Raw genomic sequence first — 14,779 nt, 5'->3', positions numbered from 1 at the left:
GTTACACCTTCGCCAGTTTCACGGCGCACTTCTTGAAATCCGTCTCTTTGGAGAGCGGATCCGTCGCATCCAGCGTCAGGTTATTCACCAGCTGTGCGGCATCGAAGAACGGCATGTACACCAGCCCCTGCGGCGGACGGTTACGACCGCGTGTTTCAACAATCGAAATCACTTCGCCACGACGGGAAATCACTTTGACCTTATCGCCACGGCGCAGATCGCGTGCTTTTGCATCCAGCGGGTGGATAAATAGCACGGCTTCCGGGAAAGCACGGTGCAGTTCAGGCACACGACGCGTCATACTGCCGGTATGCCAGTGTTCCAGCACACGTCCGGTAGACAGCCACAGGTCATATTCTTTATCCGGCGCTTCAGCAGCAGGCTCAAATGGCAGCGCGAAGATAACCGCTTTACCGTCCGGTTTACCGTAGAACTTGTAGCTTTCACCTGCTTTCACGTAAGGGTCGTTGCCTTCGCTGTAGCGCCACTGGGTCTCTTTACCCTCAACGACTGGCCAGCGTAAACCGCGCGCTTTGTGGTAATCGTCAAATGGCGCAAGATCGTGCCCGTGACCGCGGCCAAACCAGGCGTACTCTTCGAACAACCCTTTTTGCAGATAGAAGCCCAGCTCGCGGGATTCATCGTTCAGTTGATCTTCAGCCAGTTCAGTCACTGGGAATTTCGTTACTGCTGGCGTAGCAAACAGCACGTCATACAGCGTTTTACCGCGCAGTTCCGGTTTTTGTGCCAGCAGGTCTTCCGGCCATACTTCTTCTGTTTTGAAGCGACGAGAGAACTGCACCAGTTGCCACAGATCCGATTTCGATTCGCCCGGCGCTTTAATTTGCTGACGCCAGAACTGTGTACGACGTTCTGCGTTACCGTAGGCACCTTCTTTCTCTACCCACATCGCGGTCGGCAGGATCAGGTCAGCCGACAGGGCGCTGATCGTCGGGTACGGATCGGAGACGATGATGAAGTTGCGCGGATCGCGCCAGCCCGGCATACGCTCTTCGTTGATGTTCGGACCGGCCTGCATGTTGTTAGTACACATCGCCCAGTAGACATTGAGCTTGCCATCTTTCAGCGCACGGTCTTGCGCCACGGCGTGCAGACCAACTTTTGCCGGAATGGTCCCTGACGGAATATTCCAGTGCTTCTCGCAGATATCGCGGTGTTTTTCGTTCGTTACCACCATATCCGCAGGCAGACGGTGGGAGAACGTACCGACTTCACGCGCAGTGCCGCACGCTGAAGGCTGGCCGGTCAGAGAGAACGGGCCGCAGCCTGGCTGGGAGATTTTGCCAGTCAGCAAGTGCAGGTTATAGACCAGGTTGTTGGCCCACACGCCGCGGGTGTGCTGGTTAAAGCCCATCGTCCAGTAGGAGATGACTTTTTTCTTCGGATCGGCATACAGCTGCGCCAGCTGTTCCAGCTGATCTTTCGGTACGCCGGTCATTTCGGCGGTTTTATCCAGCGTGTACTCAGCAACGAAGGCTTTGTAATCCTCAAAGCTCATCGGTTCAGAAGCATCGGATCCCGGGTTTTTCGCCGCTTTTTCCAGCGGATGGGTTGGACGCAGACCGTAGCCGATGTCCGTCACGCCTTTACGCAGGTTAACGTGCTTGCTAAAGAAATCCTGGTTAATCGCATTGTTTTGAATAATGTAGTTCGCGATGTAGTTGAGGATCACCAGATCGGTTTGCGGCGTGAAGACCATACCGTTATCCGCCAGCTCAAAACTGCGGTGCTGGAAGGTGGAAAGAACCGCGACGTTAACATTAGGATCGGACAGACGACGGTTGGTGATGCGCGACCACAGGATCGGGTGCATCTCTGCCATATTCGCGCCCCACAGGACGAAGGCATCCGCATGTTCGATATCGTCATAGCAGCCCATCGGTTCATCCATACCGAAGGTACGCATAAAACCGACTACTGCTGACGCCATGCAGTGACGTGCGTTCGGGTCGATGTTATTGGAACGGAAACCCGCTTTAAACAATTTGGCAGCGGCATAACCTTCCCAAATCGTCCACTGGCCAGAGCCGAACATACCGATAGACTCAGGGCCTTTCTCTTTCATCGACGTTTTGAATTTCTCTTCCATCACGTCAAAGGCCTGGTCCCAGCTAATCGGGGTGAACTCGCCTTCTTTGTGATACTTGCCGTCTTTCATGCGCAGCATCGGCTGCGTTAAACGGTCTTTTCCGTACATGATTTTCGGCAGGAAGTAACCTTTGATGCAGTTAAGCCCACGGTTAACCGGCGCATCCGGATCGCCCTGGCATGCCACAACACGCCCTTGCTGCGTTCCGACCAATACGCCACAGCCCGTCCCGCAAAAACGGCACGGGGCTTTGTCCCATTTAATGGCTTCTTGCTGACCGACTACCGCGCGGGCAACGCCCGGCACGCTTAACCCGGCAGCCGCCGCAGCGGCCGCAACGGCGTTAGCTTTCATAAAGCTACGACGACTGAGTTTCATGGTGTTTCCTCACCTTGCTCATCCTGCTGGTGATAAACCAGCGACACCGCCAGTACGCCCGCAACGTTGCGTACTGACTCAATTGTTTTCATTAGCGTTTCACTTTGCTCAGCTTCCACCACCACAATCAACTGACCACTTTCCACATCGCTGAGTGCAACTTCGCAACCGGGAAAGGAACGCAACTGCGTGGCGATATCGTTGATATGCTGGCTTTTGGCCTGAACGACCAGGCTGCAGACCTGCCAGTTATTGTCCATGGTTGTACTCCGCGTTAATGGCTGATACCGGGCAGATAGCGACACAGGCGCCACATCCGTTACAGTCCTGATTGTCGAGCTGCGGCTGATAAATGCCGGACAGCGTGGGACGAAAGGTTATTGCCATGGGCTCACAGCTATCCTGACAGCGGTGACATTCAACGGACTGATGTGCGAGACAGTTTTCCCCAATCGTAAAATTCAGATCCCATGCCCTGGTGTGGCGCGGAAGAAAAAGTGATTCGGGACAGGCTTCTGCGCAGGCATAGCAAAAGCTGCACTCGCCGTGTTTGAAATTTACGCTCGGGTAACCACCCTGGCCTCGCTGCAGGATGTCGGTTTCGCACGCCTGGATGCAGGCGTCACAACGGAGGCAATGGGCCAGAAAGTGAGAGTCTTCCTTGCTCCACGGCGGACGAATCCCTGCGCTGGCGTTTCGCCAACTGCCTGTCAACATGCCTCGACGGGATAAATCAACCATGACATTGTCCTTCCATAATGACGCCCTCCCTCGGCGGGTTGAACGACATAAAAAACTGCACTATTTATGAGTAGTTATTTTTAGCCGTAAGATATTTCAGGATGTGTTAGAGGTGCATACCCCAATTGGGGTAAATGCTGTTGCCGGATCAAAGGAGTGTTGAGTTGGCGGGAAAAAATGCGCTTTTGCTCACATTTCAATGAGTTATATAACAATGTATATAACGACTTACTAAAAAAGACAAAGATCCCAATATTAGGATAATTCCTAGGATATATCGCTACCATGGCAACGAAACGCTACCTAATACACTTTAAATATAAGTAAATCCAGATTAATAGATTATCCAAATATGTTAACCTGCTACAGACTCGTTCATAAGACAGAAGAAAGGAAACACTGTGAACAATAAGATGAAGACAATTGTCCCTGCCGTACTTTTCGCCGCCTTTGCCAGCACCTCTGCATGGGCTGCCAGTAACGATACCGCCGCTCAGCCGCTGGAAAAAGTCGCCCCTTATCCCAAGGCGGAAAAGGGTATGAAGCGCCAGGTTATCCAGCTTACCCCTGAGAAAGATGAATCTACTCTGAAAGTAGAACTGCTGATCGGACAAACGCTGGAAGTTGACTGTAACCAACACCGCCTGGGCGGAGAACTGGACAGCAAAACGCTGGAGGGTTGGGGATATGACTACTATGTCTTTGACAAAGTTACGTCTCCGGTTTCAACCATGATGGCCTGCCCGGACGGTAAGAAAGAGAAGAAATTCATTACTGCGCATCTGGGTGATGACGGCATGCTGCGTTACAACAGCAAGTTGCCGATTGTGGTCTATACCCCGGAAAACGTGGACGTTAAATACCGTATCTGGAAAGCGGAAGACAAAATTCAGGACGCAGTCGCGCGCTAAGTGAGAATGTGCCGGATGGCAGCGTACCGCCTTATCCGGCCTACAGACGCATAAACAATGCCGGATAAGCGCAGCAGCGCCATCCGGCATTTTATTTTACAGCGCGATATCCGCGACGGCTTTCTGTTCAGGCTGAGGTTGTGCCTGAGGTTTCAGCTGTGGTTTCGGCGCTTCATCAGCAACCTGCGGCTTGTCATATTTCAGACCCAGAACCTCACTGGTGTACTGCAGCTCTTGTTCCGTAGCCTCAACGTTACCGTTCAGCTTAGTACCATAAGACGGAATAATGGTTTTCAGCTTCGCCTGCCACTCGGGGCTGGCTACTTTATCTTTAAACACTTTTTCCATCAGATGCAGCATGATCGGTGCCGCGGTTGATGCGCCCGGAGAAGCTCCCAGCAGCGCTGCAATCGTGCCTTCTTTATCGCTGACGACTTCAGTGCCCAGACGCAGCACGCCGCCCTTCTCCGCATCGCTTTTGATGATCTGCACACGCTGGCCAGCCTGCCATAAACGCCAGTCTTCTTTTTTCGCCTGCGGATAGTACTCTTGCAGCGCAGCAAAACGGTCGTCGTCGCTGAGCATCACCTGGCTCACCAGATATTTCACCAGATCGAAGTTATCCAGACCCACGTTGACCATCGGCATAAAGTTTGAGGTGGTGGTCGAGCTGAGCAGATCCCACAATGAACCATTCTTCAGGAACTTGGTGGAGAATGTCGCGAATGGCCCAAACAGCACAACGCGCTTGCCATCAAGGATACGGGTGTCGATATGCGGTACAGACATCGGCGGCGCGCCCACGGAGGCCTGACCGTACACTTTCGCCAGGTGGCGATTGACCACATCCGGGTTTTCCGCAACCAGGAACTGCCCGCCCACCGGGAATCCGGCATAGCCTTTCGCTTCCGGAATGTCGGTTTCCTGCAACAGCTTCAGCGCAGCGCCACCGGCACCGATAAAGACAAACTTCGCCTTGATATCGTGTTCCGCTTCGTTATTTTTCAGATCGGCGACTGTGACAGTCCAGCTATTATCGGCATTACGCTTAAAGCCACGCACTTCGGTGCTCAACTGCAGCGCAAAGTTGGGCTTTTTCTGCAATGAGGTAATCAGTTGGCGGGTGATTTCGCCGTAATTCACGTCAGTACCAATCTCGGTACGCGTTGCCGCGACTTTCTGCTGCGGATCGCGACCTTCCATGACCAGCGGCGCCCACTCTTTGATCTGCGCGTGGTCTTCTGAATAGCGCATACCACGGAACAGCGTGCTCTGCTGCAGTGCGGTGTAACGGGCACGAAGGAAGTTCACGTTCTCGTCACCCCAGACAAAACTCATGTGCGGAACGGTGGTGATAAACGAGCGTGGTTCATGCATTACGCCATTATTGACCTGATAGGCCCAAAACTGGCGGGAAATCTGGAAGGCTTCGTTAATTTCGACTGCCTTTTCAATGCTGATGCTACCGTCGGCCTTTTTAGGCGTGTAGTTCAGCTCCATCAGTGCGGAGTGGCCGGTTCCGGCGTTATTCCAGCCGTTTGAGCTTTCCTGCGCTACACCATCCAGTCGCTCAACCATGGTCATTGACCATTGCGGCTCCAGCTCCTGTAAATAGGTTCCCAGCGTGGCGCTCATGATGCCGCCGCCAATCAACAGTACATCCGTTTCCTGCTCTTCCGCCGCTTTCGCTTTTGCCGCCATCGAGACAACATTCAGCCCAACGGCCATGGTGAAGAGCATGGCAGTCACTTTTTTCATAATGTTAATGCCTTACTTTTAGTATCGCTTTTTTGCTTTTAATGCAGGTGAAAATCGAGCGGCACCAACGGTAACACTTAAGTAAAAATAATTAAATAAAGTTTATAAATTATATTTAATTTTTAAAAATGTTATTAATACGTTGATAGTTTATGCGGTTATTGACAATCATTTCTGGAAACCGGTCCATCTGACGGGTACTATGCTGCGCTTTGCTATTCACCGCACGGATGCCTGTCGGTCTGCTGTATCAGGCCATTTTTGACCTGAGTGTAACTATGTCTGCAACTCAACATTCCTCTGCCACAGTCTCGGAACACACGACCCGCGCCGTGCTCCGCCAACCCCGTCTGCTGGTGCGCGAAACGCTGGCCGGTGTGGTAACCGCCCTGGCGCTGATCCCGGAAGTAATCTCGTTTTCCGTGATCGCAGGCGTTGATCCTAAAGTCAGTCTGATCGCCTCCGTCGTACTGTGCCTGGCGATGTCTTTTTTAGGCGGTCGTCCCGCAATGGTTACCGCCGCTGCAGGATCGGTCGCGCTGGTGATTGGTCCGATGGTGCATCAACACGGCGTGCAATACATCCTGCCTGCAGTGGTGCTGGCCGGGATGATTCAGATCCTGTTTGGTGTATTGGGAATGGCACGTCTGATGCGATTCATCCCTACGGCCGTGATGACCGGCTTTGTTAACGCGCTGGGGATATTGATTTTCTTTGCCCAGGTCCCGCATTTCTGGGGCAAAAGCCCGCTCATCTGGGGGCTGTTTGTCCTGACGCTGCTGATTGTGCTGTGGGTTCCGCGGTTTATTAAAGCAATCCCCGCACCGCTTATCGCCATCGTGCTGCTAACCGTGTTCACTGTCACCAGCGGGCAACTGTTACCGACCGTCGGTGACGAAGGTTCAATGAGCGGCGGACTGCCGGGTTTCACCCAGTTGTTGGTTCCGCTCAACCTGCAAACGCTGGCGATTATCTGGCCCTGCGCGCTGAGTATCGCTTTTGTTGGTTTGATGGAGTCGCTGTTAACCGCCCGTCTGGTGGATGACCTGACGGTGACGCCGTCGAATAAGAATCGCGAAAGCACCGGACTGGGGATTGCCAATATTTTGGCCGGATTTTATGGCGGTATTGCCGGGTGCGCAATGATTGGTCAAACCATCGTTAACGTCGAGATGGGCAAAGGACGCAGCCGCGTCTCGACGGTTGCCGCCGGACTGGTATTACTCCTGTTAGTCACAGGGTTAAGCGAAGTGATGGCAGAAATACCCATGTCGGTGCTGGCAGGTATTATGGTGATTGTGGCGGTAAAAACCTTCAGTTGGCACAGCATCCAGCCCGCCACGCTGACGAAACTGCCCGTCACTGAAACGCTGGTGATGCTGGTGACCGTCGCTGCCACGGTTTCTACCGGCAACCTGGCGATTGGCGTGGTTGCCGGGGTGATGACGATGCTTATTCTACCGCGTATCGTCAGACGCAAACGGGCGACTACATCAGAAACAGCGTTGCCAGACCGAGAAAAATAAAGAAACCACCAGTATCAGTGATAGCGGTTATCATGACGCTCGAGCCGACCGCCGGGTCGCGCCCGAGCTTCACCATCGTCATCGGAATGATAACCCCCATCAACGCCGCCATCAGCAGATTGAGCATCATCGCCAGAGTCATCACACCACCGAGCGCCATATCATCGTATAGCCACCAGGTAATGCCCCCCATAATCCCGCCCCACACGAGGCCGTTGATTAGCGCCACGCCCATCTCGCGCAGGATGAGAAACGTCAGGTTCCCCGGCTGAATATTTTGCAGCGCCAGCGCGCGGACGATCATAGTGATAGTTTGATTCCCGGTATTGCCGCCGATACCCGCCACAATCGGCATCAACGAGGCCAGCGCCACCAGTTGCGAAATCGTATGTTCAAAACCGTCGATCACCCGCGAGGCGATAAAGGCGGTACAGAGGTTAACGGCCAACCACGCCCAGCGGGTTTTTACCGCTTTGGTAACAGGCGCAAACACGTCCTCTTCGGCGCTTAAGCCCCCCATTCGCCGCAGATCGGTGTCGGTTTCTTCATAGACAACGTCGACAATCTCATCGATGGTTAAACGGCCCATCAGTTTACCGGAAGGGTCAACCACCGCGGCGCTGACCAGGTTGTCGCGTTCGAAGGTACGCGCAGCGTTTTCGGCGATATCTTCAGGAGAAAAGGTGAGCGGGTCATCTTCCATCACCTCGCTGACTTTTCGCTGCACATCATTGAGTAAAATGCAGGTTAGCGTCAGTTCGCCAGCCAGCACTTTATTGCGATCGGTCACGAAAAGTTTATCGGTGTTCTCCGGCATTTTCCCCAGCCGCCGCAGATAGCGTTGCACCACTTCCAGCGTCACGTCCGGACGCACAGTGATGACCTCGAACTCCATGATCGCGCCGACGCTATTTTTCTCGTAGTGCAGCACCTGGCGAACGCGCGTCCGCTCCTCTGCCGGTAACGTCGCCAGCAGACGACCGGTAAGGTTACGAGGCAAATGCTGCACCAGGTAAATCTGTTCATCGATATCGAGATATTGCAGCGCATCCAGCAGCTCGCGGTCGCTCATCTCATCGATCAGGTCGTCCCAGACGTTTTCAGACGCCTCAAGCAAGACGTTACCGCGCTTTTCATTTTCGACCAGTCGCCACAGAGCGTGGCGCTCTTCAGAGGGCAAAGCTTCGAGGGTATCGGCGAGGTCAGGCGGTGGCAGGTGGGCCACCAGCGCCCCTACCTCAGCAATATCGTCGGCTAACGTACCGACGTCATATTGCTCAGCCAGGGTAAGCTTGCCCAATAGCGTTGAAATAATGGCTTTATCAGTGGTCAGCAGCCAGATGAGGCGCGCACGCTCTTCATCACGCAGTCTGGCGCTGTTTTTGTTTATTACAGACATTAATCATAAATCCATGATATGAAATATCATTAATCATGATGCCGATTTATGTAAATAACAATAAACAGTGCCGCCGGGTGGCTAAAAAACCGGCGGCACGAAGGATCAGGCTGTGCGAGCCACCGCGTCGCGCGAGGCGGCGTCACGTTCATCGCCCAACAGTTCACTCAACTGTCCGTTGCGCATTTCCAGCAGACGGTCGGCGTGAATAAAATAATGATCGTCGTGGCTGATAGCGAAAATGGTTTTCCCCATTTCCTGCATCAAAGGCAATAACACCTGATAGAACTCCCGGCGGAAATGGGGATCCTGATCGGCAGCCCACTCATCCAGCAGAATGATGTCGCGCTCCTCCGCCAGGGCCAGCAGCAGCGCCACGCGTTTCTTCTGCCCTTTCGACAGCTTCAGATTGAGGATACGACCATCGCTCAGCTCCAGCTTATGACCCATCTTCAGATGTTCCAGCCACTTCGCGACCAGTTGCGGATTAGCCTCTTTACCTTCCGGCCCCAGCAGTTTGTCGAACAGCCAGACGTCGGTAAACACGGCGGAGAATAGCTTGCGGTAGTCTTCCGGTTTTTCAACGGCAACGGCCTTACCATCAAGCAATATTTCGCCTGACTGCGGCTGGTATAGACCGGTCAGTAACATCGCCAGCGTAGATTTTCCGCTACCGTTACCGCCAATCAGAAAGATCAGTTCACCGCGATGAATCGTCAGATTCACCGGCCCTACGGAAAACGCATTATCCTGATAGTGGAAAACCACGTTGCGCAGCTCCAGCGTTTGCCAGTTGGGAAACGCGGTTGGGCGTGGGAATTCGGCCTTAAAAGGTGCCAGTGCGAATTTATTCAGCTTGTTGAACGCCACCTGCGCGGTAAGCAGCGTCGGCAGCGCGCCAACGGCAGAGAGCAACGGTGTTCGCAGGAATAACAGCGTCAGAGAATAGGTCGCTGCCACGGCGGTATCAGCCCATCCCAGACTGTTAGCCATCCAGAACACCAGGCCAATGGCACCCAGCATCATAATGTTCGACCAGTTAACCGCGCTCAGGTGGAAGGTATCGGCACGGATAATATGGTGGCGATACTCTTTGGCATCCGGGACGTACATCTGATTAAAGATATGCTCGGCGCGCTCGCGGTTAAGCGTCAGCTCTTTGCGCCCTTCCAGCACCGTCTGATAATCGTTGTACAACTTGTCTTCAGTTTCGCGCAAGGTGGCCATGTGTTTATACACCCGCGCCACCAGCACAAATCCGCCCCAGATGGTGATTGCCATCCAGACTGCCGTTACCAGTAGCATTTTGGTCGACAGCATCGCCAGATACGCCGTCGATCCTATGGTCAGGATAATCCCCTGCACCAGCTCAGGCAGACGAACAAAGGCGATGGTGATGTTGCGGATATCACTGGTTAAACCGGCCAGCAACGAGGCGCTGCCAAGCTGTTCAATACGCTCGACGTGAGTATCCAGAATTCGTTTGATAAATTCGCTACGCAGGCGGTAGACAAAGTGGTGACCCAGCGTGGTCAACGCCAGCTGAGAACCGAGGGTGACAACCATCAACAACAGCAGCAGGCCAAGAAACTCCGGTAGCACCATCAGCGTGGTGTCGACCGTTTCGATCAAGCGCTGGTTGATAAACGCAATCAGCCCAATCCCCAACGCGGCGCTGGCGAGACTGAGCGCCATCACGCTGATAAATGGCCAGCGATACTGCCGCCAGACAAGAAGTAAAAGTTCCATGCACACAACCCGGACAAGTAATAACAGCCCGCAGTTTAAACATCTCTTCGCTGACAGCAATAATAATTCTTATTTTTATTCTTTTTTACCCGCCAGACGAAACGTCAGGTTGTAACGACAGTCTCCGGTTAATGGGTGATACCCTGTTTTAAGCGGCTGGATCCCATGATAAAACAGCCGCGAATTACCGCCCCACACCACGACATCGCCATGTTCCAGCAGCAAACGCTTTAAAGGGTCATTACGGCGCAAGCCGCCAAATTGAAAGATGGCTGGTAGCCCCAGCGATACAGAGACAATCGGCGCCCGCAGGTCGGGCTCGTCTTTATCCTGATGTAAGGACAGTTTTGCCCCTGGCGTGTAGCGGTTAATCAGGCAGGCATCGGGTTGAAAATCAGCATAGCCCGCCGCCGTCGCCGCCTGTTGGCACAGATCAGCGAACGCATCCGGCAGCGGCGGCCAGTGCGTGCCGGTGAGTGGATCAAACGGAGAATAAAGATAGCCATGCTGATCCGTCGTCCAGCCCAAATGGCCGCAGTTGGTCATCGCCACCGACATCGTATAGCCGCCGGGCGTCACCATCTGGCGAAACGGCGACTGTCTGGCGACAGCCGCTATCGCCTGAAGTAAAGTGGGCGCAGAGTCAAAAGCGAAACGTCGGAGAATAACCGCACCTGACGCCAGCGGCTCCTGCCAGGGTTTCGCATCCGCAAAGAGATCGAGCATTATGTTTCCTCGCCAGTAGCTTCCCGTTGCAGTAACTGCGCCTTGCGCGCAATACCCCATCGGTAGCCCGAAAGTGCGCCATCGCCACGGATCACCCGGTGACACGGGATAACAATCGCCAGTTTGTTGGCCCCACAGGCACTGGCCACCGCGCGCACCGCCTTCGGTTTGCCGATGGCGCTGGCCAGCTGTTGGTAGCTCACTGTTTCACCGCACGGAATTGTGCGCAGCGCCTGCCACACCTGCTGCTGAAAGACTGTTCCCCGAATATCCAGGGGTAGCGATAGCGACGCGTCACGCGAGTTGATCGCAACGATCACTTCGCGCACGCGCTGCTGAAAATTGGCATCTGCAGGAACATCCTGCGCGGCGGGAAACAGCGCATGAAGATCCGCAACCAACGTAGCGTCATCATCGCCAAGCAAGATCGCGCAGATACCCCGCTCGCTTTCCGCCACCAGACAGCGACCCAGAGCGCAATCTGCGAGGGTATAGCGTACAGAAACGTTGTCGCCACCTTTACGAAATTGCTTTGCCGTCATGCCTAATGCTTGATCGGCTTTGCGATAGTAGCTGCTGCTGTCGGGGAATCCGGCATTGAGAATCGCCTGTGTAACCGGAACACCTTTCGCCAGGGCATCACGCAGACGGCGAGCACGCCATGATTGTTGCCACACTTTCGGGGTCATGCCCGTCGTGGCTTTAAACAGACGATGCAAGTGATACGGGCTCATCGCCACCTGCTGTGCCAGCTCGTCCAGCGTAAGAGGTGACTCTTGCTCCAACAACTGACAGGCGCGGGCAATTTTGTCCAGCCGATGCTGTTGCGCGCTGTCTTTATCCGGCTGGCAGCGCTTACAGGGGCGAAACCCGGCATCCTGTGCCTGCTGGGCATCGGCGTAAAAACGGACATTTTTGCGCAGCGCATGTTTTGCCCGACAGGACGGACGGCAGAAAATACCGGTGGTCTGGACGGCAAAAACAAACTGACCGTCGGCGTTAACGTCGCGATCCACAACGGACTGCCAACGGTCATCGTCAGTGATGCGTAAACGATTTTTCATTTCGGACTCCTTTGTTAAGCATAGCGCTTAGCCTCAGTGTGTCCCCATCGTCGGGCATAAAAACCCGCAATCTTGCTTTTTAATTTTTTTCGCTGACCAGAAAGCTATTAAACTGCGGCGACATCCAGGTTTTAAACCCCTCGCCCTCTTTCACAATCATATAGACCGCCAACCCTTCACGACGCACGACTTCTTTGGCCTTTTCCGGGCCAAGCACCATCAATCCTGTATCCCAGCCATCGGCTTCCAGCGCCGTTGGCGCAATCACCGTTACGGACACCAGATTATGTTCGATCGGGCGACCGGTTTGCGGATCGATAACATGGGAAAGGCGCTTACCGTCCAGCTCATAATAGTTACGATAGCTGCCGGAGGTGCTAATGCCGTGCCCGTTAATGTCGACAATCGCCTGCACCGCGTTTTCGCGATCGGTGGGTTTCTGGATCGCCACTCGCCACGGATGCCCTTCAGCATTCATTCCCCTGCTGTTCAGCGCACCACCAACGGAAACCAGATAACGGGCGATCCCCTCTTGCTCCATCAATCGAGCCAGATGATCGGCGGCGTACCCTTCACCAACGGTCGAGAGATCAACATACAGATCCGGCAAGTCTTTTTGCAGGTAGTTCTGATGCGCTTCATTCACAACTTTCAGATGAGAAAGCCCGGTTTGCGCTTTTGCAGCGTCAATTTGCGCTTGGGTGGGAATATGCAACGGCTGCTGATCCGGGCCAAAGCCCCACAGGTTGACTAACGGCCCCACGGTGATATCCATGGCCCCATCGGTTTTTGCACCAATGCGTAGCGCCGAAGTCACGATATCCGCCATGGCGTCGTTAACCGGCCACGGCGACAGGCTTTTCGACAGGTTAAAGCGCATTAACGCAGAATCGTTTTTATAGGTGGAGAGCAGTTGATCATCGGCATCAAGCTGAGTCTGGATCTTGGCCTGCAGTTCCCTGGCGCGTTTGGCATCTACGCCTACCACACTGACCCGCCAGAAAGTGCCCATCGTTTTACCTTCCAGAACCGTGGCAGGAATTGTGGTCTGAGCAGGTTTCGGGGCCTCATCGCACCCGACAAAAAAGATCGTCACAGCCAGCAGTGCTGCGCGATAAAAATTCATTTCCATACGTAATTATCCTCATGCGAACGGGCGCAAGAGTACACCAAAAATCGTTGTTTGTACGGCGAAAAAACGGCATTAAAAAAGGCCCCGCAGGGCCTTTGATAGACATAATGTAGATTAGAACTGGTAAACCAGACCCAGTGCTACGATGTCATCGGTGCTGATGCCAGCATCACGAGTGAACTGGTTGTCATCCAGCAGGTTGATTTTGTAATCAACATAGGTGGACATGTTTTTGTTGAAGTAGTAGGTCGCGCCAACATCAACATATTTCAGGATATCTTCGTCTCCATAGCCGCGGCCCAGGTCTTTACCTTTGGACTGCAGGTAAGCCACGGACGGACGCAGACCGAAGTCGAACTGGTACTGTGCAACAGCTTCAAAGTTCTGTGCTTTGTTAGCCCAGCCCAGAGAGCCTGCACGCGTTGCGTTGTAGGTCTGGGTGTACTGTGCTGCCAGGTACACGTTGTTCGCGTCGTATTTCAGACCACCAGTGTAGGTTTCAGCACGGTCGCCGGTACCGAAGTTCAAACGGTTCTGCTCGTCAGTACGTTTGGAGCTGGTGACAGCAGTACCCAGCGCGAAGCCTTCACCGATATCATAAGTGATTGATCCACCAACGCCGTCGCCATTCTGACGCAGTGCATCACGACCGTTGCCGGTCACACCAGTCATACCTTCGCCTTCCGGGCTACCGTTTTTACCCTGGTACTGCAGGGCAAAGTTCAGGCCATCAACCAGACCGAAGAAGTCGGTGTTACGGTAGGTCGCGAAGCCGTTACCACGCTGCTGCATGAAGTTGTCAGAACCGTAGGTGTCGCCGCCGAATTCTGGCAGAACGTCGGTCCAGGACGTTACGTCGTAAACTACGCCGTAGTTACGACCGTAGTCGAAAGAGCCTACGTCAGCGAATTTCAGACCCGCAAACGCCACACGAGTCCAGGAGTTGTTCTCAGACTCAGGCGCGTTACCCTGAATCTGGTATTCCCACTGGCCGTAACCGGTCAGTTGGTCGTTAACCTGAGTTTCGCCTTTGAAGCCGATACGCATATAGGTCTGATCACCATCTTTAGAAGAGTCATCAGAGAAATAGTGCAGACCGTCGACTTTACCGTACAGATCTAATTTGTTGCCGTCTTTGTTATAAATTTCAGCCGCATTCGCTGCGCCTGCTACCAGCAGTGCTGGTACCAGGAGGGACAGTACTTTAACTTTCATGTTATTAACCCTCTGTTATATGCCTTTATTGCTTTTTTATGCCACTGCATACTGATTAAGGTCATTAACC

The 14,779-nt window shown here is 53.7% G+C and carries 12 protein-coding genes; 2 read left to right on the top strand and 10 right to left on the bottom strand.

Translation table 11 applies throughout. The features are described from left to right. Position 1: 1 nt before the first annotated feature. Genes napA through napF form a run of 3 tightly spaced genes read right to left on the bottom strand, consistent with a single transcriptional unit; the run spans position 2 to position 3,229 of the window. Positions 2-2,488 (bottom strand): nitrate reductase catalytic subunit NapA, encoded by a 2,487-nt coding sequence (napA, locus tag OGY10_RS02525; protein WP_032944032.1) that lies wholly within the window; start codon positions 2,486-2,488, stop codon positions 2-4. Further along, entirely contained in the window at positions 2,485-2,748 is a 264-nt protein-coding gene (napD, locus tag OGY10_RS02520) for a chaperone NapD (protein WP_003027560.1), read from the bottom strand. Before napD ends, napA begins: the two co-directional genes overlap by 4 nt. Further along, a complete protein-coding gene (gene napF, locus OGY10_RS02515) occupies positions 2,738-3,229 on the bottom strand; it encodes a ferredoxin-type protein NapF (RefSeq protein WP_003027564.1) in 492 nt (163 codons plus the stop codon). The genes napD and napF overlap by 11 nt, the downstream gene beginning before the upstream one ends. Positions 3,230-3,642: 413 nt before the next feature. On the opposite strand from napF, the gene eco reads away from it, so the two are divergent. Then, on the top strand, positions 3,643-4,140 hold the full coding sequence (gene eco, locus OGY10_RS02510) for a serine protease inhibitor ecotin (RefSeq protein WP_048216405.1): 498 nt from the start codon (positions 3,643-3,645) through the stop codon (positions 4,138-4,140). A gap of 96 nt (positions 4,141-4,236) precedes the next feature. On the opposite strand, the gene mqo is transcribed toward eco, so the two are convergent. Beyond that, the gene (gene mqo / locus OGY10_RS02505) at positions 4,237-5,898 is read right to left on the bottom strand and encodes a malate dehydrogenase (quinone) (RefSeq protein WP_003834639.1); all 1,662 of its coding nucleotides are present in this window, start codon (positions 5,896-5,898) and stop codon (positions 4,237-4,239) included. A 278-nt stretch (positions 5,899-6,176) separates the two neighbouring features. Between mqo and OGY10_RS02500 the strand changes: the two genes are divergently transcribed. Continuing rightward, on the top strand, positions 6,177-7,424 hold the full coding sequence (locus tag OGY10_RS02500) for a SulP family inorganic anion transporter (protein WP_191226985.1): 1,248 nt from the start codon (positions 6,177-6,179) through the stop codon (positions 7,422-7,424). Here the strand turns inward: OGY10_RS02500 and mgtE are convergent. The 6 genes from mgtE to OGY10_RS02470 form a co-directional block, all read right to left on the bottom strand. Then, on the bottom strand, positions 7,387-8,823 hold the full coding sequence (mgtE, locus tag OGY10_RS02495) for a magnesium transporter (RefSeq protein ID WP_191226984.1): 1,437 nt from the start codon (positions 8,821-8,823) through the stop codon (positions 7,387-7,389). The two genes, OGY10_RS02500 and mgtE, sit on opposite strands and share 38 nt — an antisense overlap. 105 nt (positions 8,824-8,928) lie before the next feature. Beyond that, positions 8,929-10,572 (bottom strand): multidrug ABC transporter permease/ATP-binding protein, encoded by a 1,644-nt coding sequence (locus OGY10_RS02490; protein ID WP_191226983.1) that lies wholly within the window; start codon positions 10,570-10,572, stop codon positions 8,929-8,931. Positions 10,573-10,647: 75 nt separating this feature from the next. Continuing rightward, the gene (gene alkB, locus OGY10_RS02485; RefSeq protein ID WP_125362695.1) at positions 10,648-11,298 is read right to left on the bottom strand and encodes a DNA oxidative demethylase AlkB; all 651 of its coding nucleotides are present in this window, start codon (positions 11,296-11,298) and stop codon (positions 10,648-10,650) included. Then, positions 11,298-12,362: a bifunctional DNA-binding transcriptional regulator/O6-methylguanine-DNA methyltransferase Ada gene (gene ada / locus OGY10_RS02480; protein ID WP_191226982.1), complete on the bottom strand. Its 1,065-nt coding sequence runs from the start codon at positions 12,360-12,362 to the stop codon at positions 11,298-11,300. Before ada ends, alkB begins: the two co-directional genes overlap by 1 nt. Before the next feature lie 79 nt (positions 12,363-12,441). Continuing rightward, positions 12,442-13,494, bottom strand: coding sequence for an FAD:protein FMN transferase ApbE (gene apbE / locus OGY10_RS02475; RefSeq protein ID WP_071444655.1), 1,053 nt, complete (start codon positions 13,492-13,494; stop codon positions 12,442-12,444). Between the two features lie 114 nt (positions 13,495-13,608). Then, positions 13,609-14,709 carry a porin OmpC gene (locus tag OGY10_RS02470; RefSeq protein WP_057066398.1) on the bottom strand — a complete coding sequence of 367 codons (1,101 nt, stop codon included), beginning with the start codon at positions 14,707-14,709 and terminating at the stop codon, positions 13,609-13,611. Positions 14,710-14,779 lie beyond the last annotated feature (70 nt).

It is taken from the genome of Citrobacter sp. Cpo148 (genome assembly GCF_030332375.1).
In the GTDB taxonomy this organism is placed as follows: domain Bacteria; phylum Pseudomonadota; class Gammaproteobacteria; order Enterobacterales; family Enterobacteriaceae; genus Citrobacter; species Citrobacter portucalensis.
This window is presented reverse-complemented; position numbering and strand designations above follow the sequence as displayed.